Genomic DNA, 20,858 nt, shown 5'->3' on the forward strand with positions numbered 1-20,858 from the left:
CGGTTGACTTCCTCCCCGACCTAAAGGAACGGGGATTCCTACTAAAGACGGTCAAGCCCGACCGCGAGAATGTTTTTTGCTCCATTAACATCTCTGTTATGGGTCGTTTTACAAGAACGACAAAACCATACTCTTATACCAAGCCCTGATCTACCTTTCGGACTGTCTTGGCGAGAGCCGCAACACGAGCAGGTTTGGGTGGTGTACGCTTCATTCACTTCGATATAGTGGCAACCTGCGTTCGCGCATTTGTAATCCAGTTGCCGCTTTATGTCAAACCAACCAGCGTCATAGACGGATTTGGCCAGTTTGGATGAAGTGAATGAGTTTGATTTGATTTTACCAACCACAATTAAGTTGTTGGCTTTAACAAGCTTTGATGTAAATTTATGAATCAGATCTTGGCGGGTGTTTTTAATCTTGGCGTGTATCGCCTTAACCCGTTTTTTGTTTTTGGCTCTTTGGGCAATGGCCAGTTTTTCTGCGTATTGATGGGTGACTTTGATTTGTAGCTGATCACCCTCACTACTGACTGCGGCATCTTTACAGCCTAAATCAATACCGACTTGGCCAGCGCCGCACTTAATCTTTGGAGATTCTTTAACCGTCACACAGGCATACCATCTGCCTCGTGCATCTTGTACCAGCTCACAGGTGTTAATGGTATAGAGCGAGAGATACCATCTTAAAAAAGCCAAATCAAGCACTAATTAGCTCAACTTTTGCTTGGTAAGACTGCTGATGTTTAATCACACCGAAACAGATATGCACAAGCTTGCGCATCGCTGCACAGACAGCCTGCATTTTGCACTTACCATTAGCAAGCAGTCGCTCATACTGCGCCTTAATATCAGGATTATGCTTAATGGCGACTAGCGCTGGCATATACAGTTTGGCTCTGATATCACTTGAGCCATTCTTTGCTAAGCGAGACTTGCCTTTAAATAGCCCTGATTCACTATGTTTGGGAACTAAGCCTAAAAAGGCGGCCATTTGTGACGCTTGACTAAACTGCTTATTATGCATCAGCGACACCATCTGCTTTGAGACAACAGGGCCGACGCCTTTGATAGTTTGTAGTAGAGTCTGATCTTGCTTTAAATTGTGATGATGATCGATATGGTCATCAATATCACCATTGAGCTTAACAATAGCGGCTTGCAAAGAGGCTATCATATGCTCAATAGAAGCTTTAACGATAGGAGCGGTGTCTGTGGCCTGCGCTTTTTCCAATCGATTCAGCTCACGTTGTAAGTCTTCTTGTAGTGCGTCTAAGCGCGACAATAATGACTTGAGGTGACGCGCCTCTGCTGGCGGCGGTGTCCATAATTTAGGCTTAGCACTATAGGTGTAGCGGGCTAATAACATACTGTCTTTTTTATCCGTCTTGTTGCGACTTCCTAAACTAGCAGCATAGCTTTTGATATAAGCAGGATTGATAATACTGACGTTAAGACCTTTATCAAATAGGTAGTAGGCGATGTTCTCGTGATAGACTCCTGTGGCCTCGACCGTGATGTGAATATTACTTAAGTCGTCAGTGATGTTAGCAATGAGCCAGTTGATAAGAGCAGCGTAGTCACTGTAATCATTTTTAAAGACTTTGGTTTTAAATTTGAGATTATCAGTGGCTTTGAGCCAGGCGATATCTAGCTTGTTTTTACTGACGTCTATGCCGATATAGTGTGTCATCTTATTGTCTTCCCTTGTCTATGCAGTGTCACTCATGACACCTTGGTAGATGGCGAGGCACTTGGATACCATTCAGAATATGAAGATGATGGGATGAGCATTGGGCATAATCTCTTACACAGTGTCTAGGCACTAAGGTTATACTCATACTCTCAATGCTCATGAATAATTACTTTATTTTATCAACTTTCGTTGGCAGTATTAAGTGGTTATTCAAGATACAAGGTTATAGCTATCCCATAAGTCAATGATCAGCTTTTTGCCTTTAGCTAAGCTAAATTGCAGGGTGCTTTTTAAAGACTTTTTACCTGATTTCTTAACACCTAGATATTTAATGGCGGTCTTTTTAAACGGAATCCAGCCCAAACTCTTTCTCTTGGCCTTTGGGTTGTTGGTGCGCCAGTTGAGTTTGACTTTTTTAAACTGTTTACGGCTTTTGGCATGGGTTTCAGAGATGGCTTGTAGGGTTTGGCTGTGCAGATTCAGGTAGTCACCCGCACCTTTAGTGTAAGCGGCCAAATCATAAGCTGAAAAGAATTTGCCTGTGCGCTTAAGGTGTTTAAAACTAAGCTCATTAACGTAATTCCAGACAAAATTAACCGACCCAGCCAAGGTATTGAGCTGACTCGCGTGTTTGTCTTTGATGCGTAGTTTGAGCGTTTTCATGGAATAATTATGATCTCAATGCAGTTGGTTATCAAGGCACTCGCAATATTGTACGACAATGGCTGACGCCTGATATCCACGCCCTAGAAGGATGTGGTTTTACGGCGATGGATGATAAAACGAGAAACGACAAAATGAGCCACTCATATCCGCCATTTATTACTTCTTATCATTCAGGCATGGCTATTTCTTTGAGGCCAGTTTTAAACTTCTGACAGCGCTCACTATAGTGCATGGCCGATAGTTTTAACATCGCTGCTTGCTCATCCGTCAGGGTTTTCACCACTTTGGCCGGTGCGCCCATGACCAGTGAGTTGTCTGGGATTTCCTTCCCTTCTGTGACCAAGGCTTTGGCACCGATGATGCAGTTTTTACCGATTTTGGCATGATTGAGCACCACCGCACCGATTCCGATTAAGCTATTATCGCCAATCTCGCAGCCGTGCAACATTGCCAAATGCCCAATCGTCACATAGTTGCCTATTTTGACTTCGATACCTGCATCGGTATGGATGACGCTGTTTTCTTGTACATTACTATAGTCACCGATATGAATGCGCTCGTTGTCACCGCGAATCACCGCACCAAACCAGACGCTGGCTTGATGGCCCAAATACACATCACCAATCACTTGTGCGCTATCAGCCACCCAGCCATGAAAGGGGCTAGCAAATTCAGGGGTTTTGTCTATATACTGGTAAATCATAACGGTTCCTTGTCCTACTAAAAAACGCTGTGGTTAATTGGTCTATGTTACGGTTCATGATGTTACGACTCATTGTGGCAAAGACAACTGTAGAAATCCAGCGCTATTCATCGTAGCCGCTCGCCATCTTGCCAACTTAATCCTGATAACTTGGCACAGCGCTTGTACTGTGTTAAAAAATCAGCTGGCTATCTGCGTCTATATTGTATATAATGCGCAAAATCTGTGCCTAAGCGAGCGGACATGATGCAAGTTACCTATTCACTACCTAGTGAGTTTTGTAGTTTCCATCGATAATGTCTTCTCGCTTTTTTGTGGGCAATTTTTGTGTACAGCCTATATTTTTCTTGAGATTTATTATCTCCAAGGCTTTGAAAATAAAGGATTTACACCGACAGCCAACCACAAGCATCGTCACAGAACTCACAAATAATAGCGGAGGCAAACCTTGAATTCATCGGCAGAAATACAAGCAATTTTGGCACTAGCAGACGGTACGATCTTTCGCGGTGTCAGTATCGGTAGCCTTGGTCATCGTGTCGGTGAGGTGGTGTTTAATACAGCCATGACAGGGTATCAAGAAATCCTAACTGACCCAAGCTACGCGCGCCAGCTGGTCACCCTTACCTACCCGCATATCGGTAATACTGGTACCAACAGCGAAGACACCGAATCTGGCAACGGCCACCAAGTCTGGGCCGACGGTCTTATCATCCGCGATGCCACCATGGCAACCTCCAACTTCCGTAATTCTCAGTCGCTCAGTGACTATCTCCAAACCCATGACACCGTCGCCATCGCTGAGATCGATACACGCCAGCTGACCCGTCTACTGCGTGATACAGGTGCACAAAACGGCTGTATCATGACCGCCTCTAATGGTGAGACTATCAGCCGCGATGACGAGCAACAAGCCATTAAACTGGCACAAGAGTTTGCCGGCATCAAAGGCATGGACTTGGCAAAAGAGTGCTGCACTAAAGAAAACTTCGAATGGACAGCGGGGACGTGGGATTTGTCCGACACACTGCTAAACCGTGACGCACCTGGTAGCCATGATAGCGGTACAGGCGGCTTTTTTAAGCAGCTTGGCACTCACATCGACTCTAAATACAACGTCGTCGCTTATGACTTCGGTAGCAAAACCAACATCCTACGTATGCTGGTCGACCGCGGCTGTCATGTGACGGTGGTTCCAGCACAAACGCCTATCGCAGACGTACTGGCGATGAACCCAGACGGTATCTTTTTATCCAATGGCCCCGGCGACCCTGCCGCCTGTGACTATGCTATCGACGCGGTACGTCACATCATCACCGAGACAGATATTCCGACCTTCGGTATCTGCCTAGGCCATCAGTTGATTGGTCTGGCCAGCGGCGCTAGCACCATCAAGATGAAAACTGGACATCACGGTGCCAACCATCCTGTACAAGATTTGGCCACAGGGACGGTGATGATTACCAGTCAAAACCATGGTTTTGCTGTCGATGAAGACACGCTACCTGACAACGTCAAGTCGACTCACCGTTCACTATTTGATGGTACCAACCAAGGTATTGAGCTGACCGACAAGCCAGTATTTAGCTTCCAAGGTCACCCAGAGGCCAGCCCTGGCCCGCATGATGCTGCGCCACTGTTTGATAAGTTCGCTGAGATGATGGCAGCTGCTAAATCTTAAGCGGCCAAAGATTAAATAATGGATATTGACCCATAAATAATAAATATAACGCTTGAAGCACCGAGGGTGGTTCAAGCGACACCATATCAAACACGATAAGCTGAACTGACAATATCGTTACATTATAGATTACTCAAAATATCACCCAAACGAAGGTAGCCCTAACTATGCCAAAACGTACCGACATAAAAAGCATTCTTATCATTGGCGCAGGCCCTATCGTCATCGGCCAAGCGTGTGAGTTTGACTACTCAGGCGCGCAGGCGTGTAAAGCGCTACGCGAGGAAGGCTACCGCGTCATCTTGGTCAACTCAAACCCTGCGACCATCATGACCGACCCTGTAATGGCAGATGCCACCTATATCGAGCCAATTACTTGGCAGACAGTCGAGCAAATCATCGCCAAAGAGCGCCCTGATGCTATCTTGCCGACGATGGGCGGCCAAACGGCGCTGAACTGCGCGCTGGATTTGGACAAGCACGGCATACTCACCAAATATAACTGTGAGCTGATTGGCGCGACCAAAGACGCAATTGAGATGGCAGAGGATCGTGAGCTGTTTGACCAAGCTATGAAGCGTATCGGCCTTGAGTGCCCACGCGCCGAAACCGCTGAAACCATGGAAGAAGCCTTTGCTACCCAAGAAAAAATGGGCTACCCATGCATCATCCGCCCCTCATTTACCATGGGCGGCTCAGGCGGCGGTATCGCCTACAACCGCGATGAGTTTATCGAAATCTGCGAGCGCGGTTTTGATTTATCACCCAACCATCAGCTGCTTATCGATGAATCACTCATCGGCTGGAAAGAGTATGAGATGGAAGTGGTGCGTGACAAAAACGACAACTGCATCATCATCTGTGCCATCGAAAACTTTGACCCCATGGGCGTACACACGGGTGACTCTATCACTGTCGCGCCAGCGCAAACCTTGACCGATAAAGAATACCAAATCATGCGTAACGCCTCGCTTGCGGTACTGCGTGAGATTGGCGTCGAAACTGGCGGCTCAAACGTGCAGTTCGGTATCAACCCAGACACGGGCCGTATGGTCGTCATCGAGATGAACCCACGCGTATCACGCTCGTCTGCCCTTGCCTCAAAAGCCACGGGTTTTCCGATTGCCAAAATCGCTGCAAAGTTAGCCGTTGGTTATACCCTAGACGAATTACAAAATGACATCACAGGCGGCAAAACGCCAGCTAGCTTTGAGCCGGCGCTTGACTATGTCGTCACCAAAATCCCGCGTTTTAACTTTGAAAAATTCCCACAAGCAGACAATATCCTCTCGACGCAAATGAAGTCAGTCGGTGAAGTCATGGCAATCGGCCGTAACTTCCAAGAGTCGATGCAAAAAGCCCTGCGCGGCATGGAAACAGGCTCAGACGGCTTTGATGAGCAAATCGATTTGGCAAAAGTACCAGCTGATAAAGCGCGTTCTGAGATTATCAACCATCTAACCATCCCAACGCCTGAGCGTATTTACTATCTGGCTGATGCCTTCCGCGTCGGTATGAGTGTCGATGACGTCTTTAACTACACCAAAATTGACCCATGGTTTTTGGTACAGATCGAAGACATCGTCAAAACCGAAGCCGAAGTAAAAACCTTAGGCTTTGGCGGCTTGAACGCCAAAAACATGCGTAGCTTTAAGCGTAAAGGCTTATCAGACCTGCGTTTGGCCAAGCTGCTCGGCATATCACAAAAGCAATTACGCAAAAAACGCTGGGATTTGGCCGTTTATCCAGTCTACAAGCGCGTCGATACCTGTGCGGCAGAGTTTGCCACCAGCACCGCCTACATGTACTCAACCTATGACAGCGAATGCGAGGCCAACCCAACCGATAACAAGAAAATCATGGTGATCGGCGGTGGTCCTAACCGTATCGGTCAAGGGATTGAGTTTGACTATTGCTGTGTACACGCAGCCCTCGCCATGCGCGAAGATGGCTATGAAACCATCATGGTTAACTGTAACCCAGAAACCGTATCGACCGATTATGACACCTCAGACCGCCTCTACTTTGAGCCAATCACGCTAGAAGATGTGCTCGAGATCGTCCGTATCGAAAACCCAGACGGCGTCATCGTGCAGTTTGGCGGACAGACGCCATTGAAGCTGGCGCGCGCATTAGAATCTGCTGGCGTAAAAATCATCGGTACCAGCCCTGATGCCATCGACCGCGCTGAAGACCGGGAGCGCTTCCAGCACATGATTCAGCAGCTAAACCTAGTGCAGCCATCAAACGCGCTAGCGACCAGCCTAGAAGACGGCTTGGTGAAAGCCAAAGACGTCGGCTATCCGTTAGTTGTTCGCCCCTCATACGTCTTGGGTGGCCGTGCGATGGAAATCGTCTATAACGAAGACGAGCTAAGACACTACTTGCGTACCGCTGTACAAGCATCAAACGAAGCGCCTGTGTTACTAGATCGCTTTTTAGATGATGCCATCGAAGTCGATGTCGACTGTGTCTGCGATGGTAATGACGTCGTGATCGGCGGTATCATGCAGCATATCGAACAAGCAGGCGTCCACTCTGGCGACTCTGCATGTTCATTACCGCCTTACTCATTATCGGATGAGCTTTGCGATACCATGCGTGCGCAGACGGTAGCGATGGCAAAAGAGCTTGGCGTGGTCGGCCTAATGAACGTCCAATTCGCGGTAAAAGGTGAAACGGTTTACATTCTAGAAGTGAACCCACGTGCCGCTCGTACCGTGCCGTTTGTCTCCAAATGTATCGGCACCTCATTGGCGCAAGTGGCAGCGCGCTGTATGGCTGGTACTTCATTAAAAGATCAAGGCTTTACGACCGAGATTGTTCCTTCGTTTTACGCAGTAAAAGAAGCGGTCTTCCCGTTTGCCAAGTTCCCAGGGGTTGATCCTATCTTGAGCCCTGAGATGAAATCGACTGGTGAGGTCATGGGCGTTGGTAAAACCTTTGGCGAAGCGTTTTATAAGGCCATTATCGGTAGTAACGAGCGCCTGCCAGGCCTTCCTGTTGAAGGCGAAACCAAAACGGCCTTTATCTCGGTTCGTGATAGCGACAAGGCACAAATCGCCCCTATCGCGCGTCAGCTTGCTGATTTTGGCTTTAATATCGTCTCAACGACGGGCACGCAAAAGGTGCTCAGCGAAGCCGGTATTGCCAGCACTCAGATCAACAAAGTCACCGAAGGCCGTCCGCATATCGTTGATGCCTTGAAAAATGGCAAAATTGACCTTATTATCAATACTACTGAAGGCAAACAAGCGCAAGAGGATTCGTTCTCTATCCGCCGCAGCGCGCTACAAAATAAAGTGTTTTATGTCACAACCTTAGGTGCAGCGGATGCTGTCTGTAAATCCTATGCCATCGACTTGCCATTTGATGTCTATAAGCTACAAGATTTGCACGAGCAAGCAAAGGTGGTTGACGCGGCCCAATAATTTCAGTAGATTAAGCATTATCGTCAAGCAAATAAAACGCAGCGACAAAACGTGCCAAGCGTTTTGATACGACAATAATGCTTGAGAAGACGTTTACCAAGATAGACCCAAAAAGCATAGTGGCTAAACTGCGACTATGCTTTTTATTATGTAAGATCATGCGCGCATTTTCCTGTTGGTAAATGCGCCGACTCATGATCTGTTTAGCCTTTTCGTATTGTGTATAAAGATCAGCAGAGCCAGTCAGACATGAGCAAGGACTACCCGTCGTAGCCAGCGCCGCGTTTGCCACCGCCCATCGTATCTTTATGCTTGATACAATATAACTCTTTAATATATCAAACCCATTGCAACAACATAGACACCATCTCATCTGAGGTGGTGTGGTGTTATTGGTTTAAGGAAAAAACATGCAACGTTACCCCATGACTCCCCAAGGACACGCGGCGCTAGAAGCCGAACTAAAACAGCTAAAAAGTGTCGATCGCCCTCGTATCACTGCCGCCATCGCCGAAGCCCGCGAGCACGGTGATCTAAAAGAAAACGCTGAATACCATGCCGCACGCGAGCAGCAAGGTTTTTGTGAAGCGCGTATTCGCGATATCGAAGCCAAGCTCGGCGCTGCACAGGTCATTGACCCGTCGACCTTGCCAAACGATGGCCGAGTGGTATTCGGTGTAAGCGTGGTCATCGAAAACATGGATACCGAAGAAGAAAAACAATACAAAATCGTCGGTGACGATGAGGCGGATTTTAAAGCAGGCAAAATCTCTGTCAACTCACCCATCGCTCGCGGTCTGATTGGCAAGTTTGAAGGTGATGAAGTACGTATCGAAACGCCAAAAGGTGTGGTGGAGTACGAAATCATGAAAGTCATCTATGACCAATAGCGCCCGTTTTTATCTGCTTAGGGCGTGTTGAACATTCACAAATAGGCACTGCTGATCGCTAAAATTTTTCCAGACAAGGCACAAAGCGACGATAATGCAGATGCCTTAGCTAGGTTTGCAACGCAGTATGGCGCAATTTTAGCATCAGCCGTAGGGACAGGACTCTTTTTTGCCGCTTCATTGGTAAAAATAGACGCTTAGAGTGACTAAGCTTACTATTTTTACCTTCGAATCGTCTAAAAAATAGTCTCTGTCAGTGCCATGGTTGAATGTTCAACACACCCTAATAAATAGCAGATATTATAGACACCTTTTTTATAGCAGTTACACAATGCCACTTTTATACTCAATTTGTTTTGCCGCATAATCATGACAAGTTTGCGTGCAAATTCCCAATAAAGTGGCTCATTGATGCACCATTATTCAAAATAATGACGGCTTGATAGTCAAGCAGCGCAGTTATAAGCGTGGTTATAATTGACTGTCATCAATACTCGATACCCCCGCTATTTGGCATGCGTTACCGTGTCATTTAGCGGGGGTTTTGTTTAGGCCGTTATCTTTTGCCGCTTTATGATTGGTGATATTGACTGTTATTTTTTAAGGAGTCTTTTATGAGCTTGACATCGATACCTGTGGTTACTACCCACAAAACCCTCTCCCAAAAAGCATCTGTAGCGATGGCGGTTGCTCTTTTTTTTACCGGCGCATTGCTTGCGGCCAACTTAGTACATGCTGCGCCTGAAGTGACCATTAATTCATCTGCTGGCAGTAGCACGACCGTCGTTGAGCAGTACGCTGATGGCAAAACAGCTACCATTACAGCAACGCCCAATGGCATTACGATGAAAGACGGTATGCCCTATGCAGTCACGCAAGTAACCACAGTGCCACGCTATACGGTGCACCAAAGTGGCAACGATCCGGTCGTGACCCAAGGCCGCACCACGGTCACCAGCGTACCTGTCACCGAGCAGCTGACCCAAAAAACCAGCCGCGTCGATGTCATCACCGCTCCTACGACCACCGTCGTGACGAACCCACCAGTAACGACCCAACCACGCGCAACGACGCAAATCGTATCCACCTCTGTAGATACCTTGCAACTGACGCCCACTTTTAGCACGCCTGGCATTGTCAATGCACAGACCAAGGTTATGAAGATATTAAAAAACAGTGACGGCCGTGAAATAGCCGTACCTGCCAACCATATCGCCCCAGGCGATGTGATTGAATATCACACCACCTATCTCAATACCAGCGCGCAGCCAATTACCAATGTCAATGCAACCGTTGCCCTACCAAGCAATGTTCAACTGGTCTCTTTAAATAGCCCACTACCGACACTTGCTACTACAGGCAATGGCTATCAGACCATCCAGCAGGTGGGCAATGTCACCGTGATTCAGGAGAACTATTCTGGACTGCGCTGGGACTTGGCAAACATGACCACGGACGCGCCACAAACGGTTGTGATTCGTGCGAAAGTGCAGTAGTTTTGAGGATTTAATGCCATATTATTAAATCAATCATAGTGTACTAGAGGAAGGCTTTGTACGTTTTAAAATAACGGACAAAGCTTTTTTGTTTGCTAAAAATACAGTTTTATAATCATAATTTTGCTATAGTGCTGCTAATTAAAAACAAATATCTGGTTATTATTTGCATGTATAGAGCTACTTCCTTTTGTTCATTGATCTTCATAATTTACGGTTGTATTTTGAGTTCCACTTCTTGGGCGAAATCCACTGAACCAGAATTTGACAATAGCTTTTATATATCAAAAATTTGTACTTCTTATATAACTCAAAATGACGCTGAATATTGCGACGATGGATATATTCTTAAAAGCGAAACATTAGCAAATGGTCAAACCAAAGAAACCGTCTTAATGGATGAAATTGGTGCTTACGGTTGGAATCATATTTCTATTAATAAAATTGACACTGAGACTTATCACGTCTATGTTGGCTGCGGTACTTCGTGCGGTGCAAATATGCTATTTGGTCGTGACAGTAAGGAGCAAGACTTTGGTCTATACTTTGATCGTCATGCAAACAGTCGATGTACTATCGAATACGATAATGACAAAAAACAATGGGTTGCGCGTCGTTTCTTTTCTAATAAAGAAAGTTTGTTGCCTTTGACCGATGACTCTGATGCATTTGCGTTTGCCGCTTATCCCAAATATCGTGTTGAGTTTGACCAAAAAGGACGTCTTATTGTCAAAGAAAATTTCTCAGATGAAGTGATTCAAACATTGCCTAACCCCTGCTCCTCTAAGTAAAAGCTTTTAAATACCACGACAACTGTTGTCGTATATTTCCTTAATTTCACCTATAAATACAATCACTTATCCTAATTTTGTTAAAATAGAGGTCATAAAAACGCGAACAATAATGACCACTGACGCGATAGGATACGATGATTTATAAATAGGAAACATATGAATTATTACTTATCTCAGTTAAAATGGCTTATCAATGCTTTAGCATTAGAACCTGCACTGCTGCACACATTGTTACCGCCAGATAGTTACATTCCTAATGAGATAACAGATCACTATGAAATGATAGTGGATGAAGATTTATCGGATATAATACCTGTTTTAAAAGCCGATCAACTTGAACACTTCAAACCTCTACATCACTATATGAACTCACTTTTTGTAAGAGAAGATTTAGCCGACGCTTGGTATGACAATGACTTTGTCTATAGTCCAGAATGGCAAGTTCTACATATGATGGCAAAAGATTTTGAACAATATATGAGCTGGCAGATATCAGAACCACTACCGCCGTTGTATAGCCAAGTTATTGATATTAATAATTAATCATAAAGCTGAAACTTAAAGCAAGTTACATCAAACCGTTCATTACTCTTATGAAGAAATTTTTTATTGTTCTTGCATTAGTGCTCACAGGCGCGACCATCACTTACTATTGGTATCCCACACAAATACTTGGTGATTTAAAAGCGCGCAATGCGTTTGGCGGTGGTCTATTTGGTGGACATACACTGTATTTTCGAAACGACAAAATCGGCTATCTGAACGGTTTAGACTCATGGTATATACAAGGCTCGGTAGCCTATGGCACGATGACGTATAACCAATGGCGAACTAATGACGGACTGGTTTACTTTTACATTGATGTCTGTACGGATGACATGCTACTACTAAAAAACCATTCTCTATTTGAAGACTTCTTAGACACCCAAGGCATTGATAAAGACAAACGCAATTATATGAGTGGGTATAATTTTATTAGTATGAAAACGCGTGAATACCCTGCTTCCTACCGCTGTGTGTAATAATTTCTAGCTATCAATCTTATGCTGAATTAGGCGTCAAACACATTCGCTGCACCAAACCAATACGACATCAGATGTCGTTTTATTTTTGCCAATTTTTCTTATTTTACAATCACTTATCCTAATTTTGTTAAAATAGGGGTCATAAAAACGCGAACAATAATGACCACTGACGCGATAGGATACGATTATGGCAACCATCAATTATGAACGACTACAAGGCAAGCTTAATATCCTAGCGGACGCCGCTAAATACGATGTCTCTTGTTCCTCCTCCGCTGGTACGCGCAAAAACCAAGGCGGCGGTCTGGGTGATGCCTCAAAGACAGGCATTTGCCACAGCTATACCGAAGACGGGCGCTGCGTTAGCTTGCTCAAAATTCTGCTGACCAATCACTGCATCTATGACTGCGCGTACTGCACGTCACGTAAAAGCAATGACACTCCGCGCGCCGCCTTTACAGTGGAAGAAGTGGTGGATTTGACCATGCAGTTTTATCGCCGTAACTATATTGAGGGGCTGTTTCTCAGCTCAGGTATCTTTAAAAATGGCGACTACACCATGGAGCGACTGGTCGAGGTCGCCAAGATACTGCGTACTCGTGAGCGCTTTAACGGCTACATTCATCTAAAAACCATCCCTGGCGCGTCAAAAGAGCTATTGTTAGAAGCGGGGCTGTATGCCGATCGCTTGAGCGTCAATATCGAGATTCCTACCAAATCAGGGCTGGCGTTGCTCGCTCCAGAAAAATCTCACGACGAGCTAAAAGCGCCGATGCAGACGGTAAAAGAAGAGATCGTCACGATTCGTGAGAGCCGTAAAACGCACAAAAAAGCACCAAAGTTCACTCCAGCGGGTCAAACCAGTCAAATGATAGTTGGGGCTAGTAATGAGACCGACTTACAAGTAATTCAGCTATCGAGTCATTTTTATCAGACTTATGATCTCAAACGCGTCTACTACTCAGGGTACGTGCCGATGCTCTCTGACAATCGCCTGCCAGCGATAGGCACGCCGGTGCCTATGGTGCGCGAAAACCGCCTTTATCAAGCGGATTGGCTAATGCGCTTTTATGGTTTTGGCGCGCATGAAATCGTAGAGCCTGAGTCGCCATTTCTCGATTTAGACTGTGACCCAAAACTCGCTTGGGCTATCCGTCACCGTGAGCATTTTCCTGTCAATATTCAAACGGCAAGCTACGAGATGATTGTACGCATCCCAGGTATCGGCACCAAAACCGCCAAAAAGATTGTGACAGCGCGTAAGTTTAATCAGTTGACCCTTTACCATCTCAAAAAAATGGGCGCGGCGGTCAATCGTGCCAAATACTTCATTGCCACCACTGGTAAAAACGAGCATCTCGCCCATCTGACCCGTGAGAACTTCCGCCAATATGTGCTGGCGCAGACACAGACCAAATATAAGGATCAGCGTAGTGGGCAATTAGCACTGTTTTAGTCGGCATATTTCTAATTGCCACTATTTTAAAAAGGAGTAATATATGCTGGAGCTGGCCCCAAACACCGCGTACCCTGTTGGTCAATTGACACCCAGTATTGTGCTTTATGAGCCAAGTTTTGAAGGCTGGTTAAGTGCTGTCTTCTATGTTTATGCTAATAAATTACATAACGATGAAGCATTACAATTAATTGCCCAAGACTGTTATGTACCCTCATTGATTGCTCAAGCAACCAGCGTTGTGCCTAATGCAGAACATGCTGAGCGCGTGCTAGTCAAGCTAAACCAGCTGCTCGGCCGCTCAGGTATGCGCAACTTGCTTTGGGGGTTTTTATCAGAAAAAAACGACATTGGTACCACTTTATTTCAAGTAGTCAAATATGCTATTGACTACCCTAGTCGCCATATCATGCAGGATGTCGGCAATTTGCATGTGCTCGAGCTGGTGCAAACGGTCAAATCTGTCGGCCGTGAAAAACACCGCATGGAAGCCTTTGTGCGCTTTGAGCACACCACCGATGATATTTACTTCGCCCGCGTAGAGCCGGACTTTAATGTGTTGCCACTCATAGGTGAGCATTTTCGGCAGCGCTATCAAGACCAGTATTGGGCGATTTATGATATAACGCGCGGCTACGGCATTTATTATGACAAAAGCAACAGTACAGCCACGCGCCCTGCCGCCTTGCAGACCATCACTGATCTAGATGATGCCGTCCTGCGCTGCCCTGCCAGCATTCATAGCGCAGATGAGCGGCGCTATCAGCAGTTTTGGCAAGGCTACTTTACCAACGTCAATATAACTGAGCGCAAAAACCCACGCCTGCATCGGCAATACTTACCGCAGCGCTACTGGAAATACTTGAGCGAAAAACAAATACCACCCAATGCCGAGCATATCCAAAAGCGGCGCTAATGTTTTTCGGTCCCATCCTTTATCTTCGTGGTTGAGTTTTTGCCACTTTTAACTGACAATAGCAACTTCATATTTGATTTGGTGACCCTCGCTGCTATGAAAGTGATGCGCTTATTATCGTCTTTAAAGCATGATGAATCCGAGCGCGGTATTTTTCATCTTGGCCGCGCCTTGGTCAAAAATGGTCACACCTCTATCATCGTCTCAAGCGCCGATGAAGAAAACGATCTGGTCAAACGTCTCAAGCGTGATGGCAACCATTATCATCAGCTGCACATGAATAAAAAATCGTGGCTGTCGTTGCTGCGCGTCAACGCCCTACGCCGTCTGATCGAAAAATACGACCCCGATGTGATACATTTGCATTCGCGTACGCCTGCATGGATACTACATCTGGCCTTGCGCCGCGCGCGCCTAAAGCGCATGCCCAAGCTGGTGTCGACCATGTACGGCTTTTATCCGATCAATAAATACTCCCAAGCGCTGCTCGATGTCGACATCATCATTACTGTCTCCGATAGTGTCACCAACTACCTAAAAAAAGGCCTGCGCCGAGAAGACGCAGGACCCAAGGTCATCAAACGTATTTACCGCGGCGTCGACACCCGCCGTTACCCTTATCGGCACAATCCGTCTGTCTATTGGCTACGGCACACCTTTGCAGAGTATCCTGAGCTTGAGCACAAAAAATGGCTGGTGTTTCCCACCATCATTGGCAATGAATATGGTCAAGAGTGGCTGATTGATATTTTGGGCAATTTGCAGGAGCAGTTCCCCAATATTCATGTCATTATCATGGACGATGATTATAGAGATGGTGACGTGGCACACGAGGACTTTCGGCAGCGTACCAATACACTTGGGCTGGCCGAGCGCATCACCTACGTGGGTAGCAAGCGCAATGACATGCGCGAGTGGCTATCAGCGGCCAATATCGTCATGGCGCTCGCCAATGAGCCTGAGTCCATTGGTATCAACGCCCTACAAGCGATTCACCTAGGCACCCCCGTCATTGGCTGGGATCAAGCGGCATTCAGTGAGATACTACAGCCGTTATATCCGCAAGGGCTGGTCAAAAAGTACAATGCCAAGGCGCTTTGTAAAGCGGTTCGCAATCAGCTAGAGAGTGTCACGCGCCCTGAGATGACCACCAAATTTACCATGCGTGAGATGATTGAGGCGACTCTTGAGGTTTATCAATCACTCTATGACGCAGCGCTGGCTGAGGAGCAAGCGGCACAGGAAGACGCAGCGGTCAAACGAATCAATAAAAGCCTTAAGCGAGTAGCAAAATCCATTCCTGAGTCTACTTATGTAAAAATCGACCCAATCGATAACCATACAAAAATTAAGCTGAGTAAAGAAAAACCCAAGCTGAAACCAGAAACACCGTCACAGTCACAACCAGAGCCGACCACTTTAGATTCAGACACTTTACGTTCAGACGCTTCAAGCGCTAAGGCAGCAGACGACACAGCATCAAACAACAACCCACCATGACAGCAGCGCTGACTTAGTAAGTCGTCGGCGTGTGCGCACTCACGATACGGGTGATACTGTCGCTTGGGTTAATAAAAGTATGCGGCTTCATCGTATCGATCACATAGCTGTCGCCTTGATTGAGCAGATAGGTGGTCTCTTCGACACGGATCAAAATCTTGCCTTCAATAACCGTGCCGATCTCCTCGCCCTCGTGGGCGATTTTTTCTTCTGTCGAGCTATTGGGCTGATAAGTCTCAATCAAAAACCCCAAGTTTTTTGTGGTACTGCAGTTATACACTTGTTTTAGCGACACCCGACTACCCGCCTCACTCAGCTCTAGCAAGTCTTTTGGTGTGACCACCACACGGGCTTTTGGCTCTTTCCACTCATCACTAAAAAACGTGGTCAGATCAGAGCCAAGCACAGTCAAAATCGCCTTTAGCGTATTGACCGCTGGGCTAACTTTGTTGCGCTCGATAGAGCTGATAGAGGTATTGGTCAGCCCTGACAGCTTGGCCAGCTTGCGCTGTGAGTAGCCTTTGGCCAAGCGTAATTGGTTGATTTTTTTGCCGATATCTTCTTCAGCAGATGCCTCTGTCTCGGCTTGCGCGGCGCTCGGCAGACTTTCGTTTCCTGCGTCATCATCGCTGCAAATACTGTCGTCATCGGCCCCCTTATCATCACCTTCATTATCGATTCCTTTACTGGCAGCGGCATCGTTATTCGCCTCATTGTCGGTATCGGTACTGGCGTCACAGCTGGCATCGGGGGTGTTGGTATCTCTATGATCTTCTTCGTTATTCAGTGCATTGTTTGCTGGCATAGTGAATAAATTCCGTGAATAGAAACTTGGACAAGTTGTCTTTTTCATAGTTTAACTCAGGATGCCACTGCACACCAATCATAAATGGATGCTCAGATAAGCTTATCGCCTCGACTAGGCCATCAGGTGCCAGCGCCTCTACCAACAAGCGCTCGCCGACTTTATTGATGGCTTGTTTGTGCAAGGAGTTCACATGCCATTTTTTGCCAAATGCCGCCAGCCTACCTGCAGGCTCAATGATGACGTCATGGACGGGCTGATACTGCACTTCGAGCGGCTGACTGCTGTCTTCTAGGTGCGGCTCATAAAACCCTTCTACCTCGCGCCAATCAGGGTGAAGTGTGCCTTTAAAATGAACATTCATCTCTTGCAGGCCACGGCACACTGCCAGCAGCGGCGTGTTTGTCTTGTCGGCGTAGGCGAGCAGCTTAAAACTCAGCTCATCGCGCCCAAGATCTTGCTTGGCTTCGCGGTGCGTCGCTCCGTACCGCGTCGGCGCCACATTGCTATAACTGCCCGTCAATAAGATCCCATCGACCATAGCCAATAACGCCTCAAAGTTGCTGCTGTCCGCTGCGGTATTGGGCAGCAAAATGGGGTTGCCGCCGTAGAAGTTTACCGCATCGATGTATTTTTGATATACCGCTTGTGAGGGCTGGCCGTCGATCACTTTGTAGCATGACACGATAGCGATTATCGGTTTGGCGTTTTTCATAATTGCGTTCCTTTGTCCGTCGCTTTATCTAGGCAGATACGCTCTCTTGCCTGATGCAATCCTTTGTTTAGCTAAAATCTAACACAACTTCTCATAAAATGTAAACTATAAAACTCAATATAAAGAGTATTGATATAAAAACCATCAGAATTAGCAATTTTATGATAATTTTAAATAAAAATTGACAACTATAGTTTTCATACATATATTGGAAGTCATCAGCAACGGAGTAAGCAAAACCTCAGTAACAATAAAATTCATAGGAAGAATAGACATGACGACAACCAATGGAATGGTCGAATCTGACAATAACACCGAATACGTTTATGTGGCCGCTGGTGACATTAATGGTTTACTTCGCGGGAAACGTATCCCTTTTAATCAGATGGAAAAAGCAGAAAAGGGCGCAATACGCTTACCGCTGTCGATCTTAGGCGTCGATATCTGGGGTGCTGATGTCATCGAATCCTCTCAGTGCAATGGCGATATAGATGCCATCGCCCGTCCTACCGGCCGCGCCGCCTACCCGTTACTCAACACCAGCGCCCCGTCAGCGCTACTACCAGTCTGGCTATACACCGAAGACGATGAGCCTTATTATGGTGACGCCAGACATGTACTCGATCACATCAGCAAAAAATTCAAAGCGCTGGGCTTGACACCGGTGATGGCGACAGAGCTAGAGTTTTATCTGGTCGACTATACCGAAGGCGAAACCCCCAGACCGCCTATCAGACCCAAAAGCGGCCTACGTCTCAACAAAACCTCCATCCTCAGTATCAATGATTTGTTGCAGTTTGATGAGTTTTTAGATGAAGTCTATGCCCAGTGCAAAAAGCTTGATATCCCTGTCGATGCTGCCTTGGCCGAAAACGGCTGTGGTCAGTTTGAGATAAACCTACTACACGTCGACGACCCATTAAAGGCCGCTGATGATGCGATATTGTTTAAACAAGTGGTCAAATCTGTCGCCGCCCGCCGTCAGCTGACAGCAACCTTTATGGCAAAACCGTTTGGCCTACAGTCCGGCAATGGGTTTCATGTACATTGCAGCTTGTTGGACAAGGACGGTAATAATATCTTTGACGATGGCACAGATGAAGGCTCTGACATGTTGCGTCATGCGGTCGCAGGCCTGCTCAAAACCATGGCCGACTGCACCCTGCTCTTTGCCCCGCATGTCAACTCTTATCGCCGCTTCACCCCTGGCACCCTTGCCCCTAACAATATCTCATGGGGCTACGAAAACCGTACAGCCGCAGTCCGTATCCCCGGTGGCGACACAAAAGCGCGCCGTATCGAGCACCGCGTCTCTGGCGCTGATGCCAATCCTTATCTGGTTTGTAGTGCCGTGCTCGCAGGGATGCTCTATGGTATCGAAAACAAGCTGGCCGCGCCTGAGCCTATCAACAGCATCACCTATGACGATACGGAGCTCAAGACCCTACCCCTAGATTGGTTATCAGCCATTCGTAAGTTTGAAAGTAGCGATATCATCGATTCTTTGTTTCCACGCGAGATGATCGAGCTGTTGATCGCGGTCAAAAAGCAAGAAGCCAAACGCTTCGCCCAGCAAGTCACCAACCTTGAATACCTCACCTATTTACAGGATGTCTGATATGTCAAATAGCAACTTAAATGCTCATGCAGCAATGCCGCAAAACTTGTCATCCAACAACACGCGCAATATTCCGCATTACTCAAATCAAGGCCAATACCCTGACAGCTATTATGCCGCCAGTCGTAACCCAAAACCGGACAGACCGACGCTCAAAAACGACATTCAAGCAGAAATTTGTGTGGTGGGCGGCGGCTATAGTGGCCTATCAACAGCGCTGCACCTCATCGAGACCGACCATGAAGTCGTCGTCCTCGAAGGCGCGCAAATCGGTTGGGGTGCCTCAGGGCGCAATGGCGGTCAGATCGTCAATGGCTTAAACGCCAGCCTACAAAAAATCAAAAAATCCTACGGTCAACAAAATGCTGACTTCGTCGGTCAGCTGGTGACTCGCGGTGGCCAAATCATTCGCCGGTTTGTCGCTGATTATAATATTGACTGCGATTTAAAAGAAAAAAACATCTTTGCCGCCCTCAATAAAGGCCAGCTAAAAGACTTACAAGAGACGCATGCCCTTTGGGAGCGCCACGGTATGCATGATCGTGAAATGCTAGACAAAAACGGCATTCAACAGCATATCAAAACCGATGCCTATGTCGGCGGCGTCATCGACCACTCAGGCGGCCATCTGCATCCACTCAACCTCGCCCTCGGTGAGGCGGCAGCAATCGAACAAGGCGGCGGCACCATCTACGAAAACACCCTAGTGGTGGATATTGAGTATGCCGATGACCACATCAAAGTCATCACCGAGTTTGGCTCAGTGACCTGTAAACAGGCGGTACTGTGCGGCAATGCCTACCTAAACAAAGTCATCCCAAAGCTGACAGACCGTGTCATGCCAGTCTCGACGCAGATTATCGCCACCGAACCGCTAGGCGAGCTGGCCGATCAGCTGCTACCGACTGACGTCTGTGTCGAAGATGTGCGCTATATTCTTGACTACTATCGCCTTTCAGCGGACAAACGCATGTTGTTTGGCGGCGGCACGGTCTATGGCGGCCAAGACCCCGCCGATATCACCGCCAAAATCCGCCCAAATATGAACAAAATTTTCCCAGAGTTACGCGATGTCAAGATTGACTATGCGTGGAGCGGCAACTTTGCCTTGTCGTTTTCGCGAGTGCCGCAGATGGGCAAACTACATGAGCGGGTTTTTTTCGCTCATGGCTATAGTGGACATGGCGTCACAGGCTCGCATCTGTTTGGACAAATACTCGCCGACGCCATCAATGGCAAAACCAAAGAGTTTGATACTTTTGCCAAAATACCTTGGATTCCCTTTCCTGGTGGCCGCGCCCTACGTGTGCCCTACTCTGTGATGGGCTCTTGGTGGTATGCGCTAAAAGACACCACAGGCTTATGATGGTTTCAATCCCTTGACGTGTGCTCAGCGCCTCAAGACGAGGTACTCATCAAGCGTCAGTCTCGCTTTTTGAGTCACCCGTTTTCGCGTTTGGTCTATTG

At 47.0% G+C, this 20,858-nt stretch carries 16 protein-coding genes and 2 pseudogenes; 12 read left to right on the forward strand and 6 right to left on the reverse strand.

Going from position 1 to position 20,858, the window contains the following annotated elements; translation table 11 throughout:
- Window positions 1–41: 41 nt before the first annotated feature.
- The 4 genes and pseudogenes from AADH33_RS08455 to AADH33_RS08470 form a co-directional block, all read right to left on the reverse strand.
- A pseudogene (locus AADH33_RS08455) lies at window positions 42–710 on the reverse strand (transposase); the annotation flags it as partial.
- Window positions 700–1,692, reverse strand: a complete 993-nt coding sequence (locus AADH33_RS08460; RefSeq protein ID WP_105244335.1) for an IS110 family transposase — start codon at window positions 1,690–1,692, stop codon at window positions 700–702. The gene AADH33_RS08460 and the pseudogene AADH33_RS08455, both read right to left, overlap by 11 nt.
- 222 nt (window positions 1,693–1,914) lie before the next feature.
- A pseudogene (locus AADH33_RS08465) lies at window positions 1,915–2,358 on the reverse strand (RNA-guided endonuclease TnpB family protein); the annotation flags it as partial.
- Window positions 2,359–2,527: 169 nt separating this feature from the next.
- Window positions 2,528–3,064: a gamma carbonic anhydrase family protein gene (locus AADH33_RS08470; protein WP_100749255.1), complete on the reverse strand. Its 537-nt coding sequence runs from the start codon at window positions 3,062–3,064 to the stop codon at window positions 2,528–2,530.
- Between the two features lie 448 nt (window positions 3,065–3,512).
- Between AADH33_RS08470 and carA the strand changes: the two genes are divergently transcribed.
- From carA to AADH33_RS08520, 10 genes are all read left to right on the forward strand, one after another.
- Entirely contained in the window at window positions 3,513–4,745 is a 1,233-nt protein-coding gene (gene carA / locus AADH33_RS08475) for a glutamine-hydrolyzing carbamoyl-phosphate synthase small subunit (protein WP_348548615.1), read from the forward strand.
- A 167-nt stretch (window positions 4,746–4,912) separates the two neighbouring features.
- Entirely contained in the window at window positions 4,913–8,176 is a 3,264-nt protein-coding gene (gene carB, locus AADH33_RS08480; protein WP_348548616.1) for a carbamoyl-phosphate synthase large subunit, read from the forward strand.
- 410 nt (window positions 8,177–8,586) lie between these two features.
- Window positions 8,587–9,066 (forward strand): transcription elongation factor GreA, encoded by a 480-nt coding sequence (greA, locus tag AADH33_RS08485; protein ID WP_100749251.1) that lies wholly within the window; start codon window positions 8,587–8,589, stop codon window positions 9,064–9,066.
- A 614-nt stretch (window positions 9,067–9,680) separates the two neighbouring features.
- The gene (locus AADH33_RS08490) at window positions 9,681–10,562 is read left to right on the forward strand and encodes a hypothetical protein (protein ID WP_348548617.1); all 882 of its coding nucleotides are present in this window, start codon (window positions 9,681–9,683) and stop codon (window positions 10,560–10,562) included.
- 224 nt (window positions 10,563–10,786) lie between these two features.
- Window positions 10,787–11,353 carry a hypothetical protein gene (locus tag AADH33_RS08495; RefSeq protein WP_348548618.1) on the forward strand — a complete coding sequence of 189 codons (567 nt, stop codon included), beginning with the start codon at window positions 10,787–10,789 and terminating at the stop codon, window positions 11,351–11,353.
- A gap of 159 nt (window positions 11,354–11,512) precedes the next feature.
- The gene (locus AADH33_RS08500) at window positions 11,513–11,899 is read left to right on the forward strand and encodes a hypothetical protein (RefSeq protein ID WP_348548619.1); all 387 of its coding nucleotides are present in this window, start codon (window positions 11,513–11,515) and stop codon (window positions 11,897–11,899) included.
- 50 nt (window positions 11,900–11,949) lie between these two features.
- Window positions 11,950–12,378, forward strand: coding sequence for a hypothetical protein (locus tag AADH33_RS08505; RefSeq protein ID WP_348548620.1), 429 nt, complete (start codon window positions 11,950–11,952; stop codon window positions 12,376–12,378).
- A gap of 190 nt (window positions 12,379–12,568) precedes the next feature.
- On the forward strand, window positions 12,569–13,837 hold the full coding sequence (locus AADH33_RS08510) for a putative DNA modification/repair radical SAM protein (RefSeq protein ID WP_201586649.1): 1,269 nt from the start codon (window positions 12,569–12,571) through the stop codon (window positions 13,835–13,837).
- Window positions 13,838–13,880: 43 nt separating this feature from the next.
- The gene (locus AADH33_RS08515) at window positions 13,881–14,753 is read left to right on the forward strand and encodes a TIGR03915 family putative DNA repair protein (protein ID WP_348548621.1); all 873 of its coding nucleotides are present in this window, start codon (window positions 13,881–13,883) and stop codon (window positions 14,751–14,753) included.
- Window positions 14,754–14,792: 39 nt separating this feature from the next.
- The gene (locus AADH33_RS08520; protein WP_348548622.1) at window positions 14,793–16,253 is read left to right on the forward strand and encodes a glycosyltransferase; all 1,461 of its coding nucleotides are present in this window, start codon (window positions 14,793–14,795) and stop codon (window positions 16,251–16,253) included.
- Window positions 16,254–16,266: 13 nt separating this feature from the next.
- Here AADH33_RS08520 and AADH33_RS08525 read toward each other — a convergent pair whose 3' ends face one another.
- Both AADH33_RS08525 and AADH33_RS08530 read right to left on the reverse strand, forming a co-directional pair.
- Entirely contained in the window at window positions 16,267–17,058 is a 792-nt protein-coding gene (locus AADH33_RS08525) for a cupin domain-containing protein (protein WP_348548623.1), read from the reverse strand.
- Complete coding sequence (locus AADH33_RS08530) at window positions 17,033–17,773, reverse strand: gamma-glutamyl-gamma-aminobutyrate hydrolase family protein (protein WP_348548624.1); 741 nt, start codon at window positions 17,771–17,773, stop codon at window positions 17,033–17,035. Before AADH33_RS08530 ends, AADH33_RS08525 begins: the two co-directional genes overlap by 26 nt.
- A gap of 274 nt (window positions 17,774–18,047) precedes the next feature.
- On the opposite strand from AADH33_RS08530, the gene AADH33_RS08535 reads away from it, so the two are divergent.
- Entirely contained in the window at window positions 18,048–19,391 is a 1,344-nt protein-coding gene (locus tag AADH33_RS08535; protein ID WP_075101124.1) for a glutamine synthetase family protein, read from the forward strand.
- Window position 19,392: 1 nt separating this feature from the next.
- Complete coding sequence (locus AADH33_RS08540) at window positions 19,393–20,757, forward strand: NAD(P)/FAD-dependent oxidoreductase (RefSeq protein WP_348548625.1); 1,365 nt, start codon at window positions 19,393–19,395, stop codon at window positions 20,755–20,757.
- The last annotated feature ends 101 nt before the right edge of the window (window positions 20,758–20,858 follow it).

This window comes from Psychrobacter sp. KFRI-CH2-11 (assembly GCF_038239325.1).
Classification (GTDB): Bacteria; Pseudomonadota; Gammaproteobacteria; order Pseudomonadales; family Moraxellaceae; genus Psychrobacter; species Psychrobacter celer.

Coding starts and splice junctions, on each gene's coding strand:
- AADH33_RS08460 (WP_105244335.1), bottom strand. CDS start 1,692: ATGACACACTATATCGGCATAGACGTCAGTAAAAACAAGCTAGATATC.
- AADH33_RS08470 (WP_100749255.1), bottom strand. CDS start 3,064: ATGATTTACCAGTATATAGACAAAACCCCTGAATTTGCTAGCCCCTTT.
- carB (WP_348548616.1), top strand. CDS start 4,913: ATGCCAAAACGTACCGACATAAAAAGCATTCTTATCATTGGCGCAGGC.
- greA (WP_100749251.1), top strand. CDS start 8,587: ATGCAACGTTACCCCATGACTCCCCAAGGACACGCGGCGCTAGAAGCC.
- AADH33_RS08490 (WP_348548617.1), top strand. CDS start 9,681: ATGAGCTTGACATCGATACCTGTGGTTACTACCCACAAAACCCTCTCC.
- AADH33_RS08500 (WP_348548619.1), top strand. CDS start 11,513: ATGAATTATTACTTATCTCAGTTAAAATGGCTTATCAATGCTTTAGCA.
- AADH33_RS08505 (WP_348548620.1), top strand. CDS start 11,950: ATGAAGAAATTTTTTATTGTTCTTGCATTAGTGCTCACAGGCGCGACC.
- AADH33_RS08510 (WP_201586649.1), top strand. CDS start 12,569: ATGGCAACCATCAATTATGAACGACTACAAGGCAAGCTTAATATCCTA.
- AADH33_RS08515 (WP_348548621.1), top strand. CDS start 13,881: ATGCTGGAGCTGGCCCCAAACACCGCGTACCCTGTTGGTCAATTGACA.
- AADH33_RS08525 (WP_348548623.1), bottom strand. CDS start 17,058: ATGCCAGCAAACAATGCACTGAATAACGAAGAAGATCATAGAGATACC.
- AADH33_RS08530 (WP_348548624.1), bottom strand. CDS start 17,773: ATGAAAAACGCCAAACCGATAATCGCTATCGTGTCATGCTACAAAGTG.
- AADH33_RS08535 (WP_075101124.1), top strand. CDS start 18,048: ATGACGACAACCAATGGAATGGTCGAATCTGACAATAACACCGAATAC.
- AADH33_RS08540 (WP_348548625.1), top strand. CDS start 19,393: ATGTCAAATAGCAACTTAAATGCTCATGCAGCAATGCCGCAAAACTTG.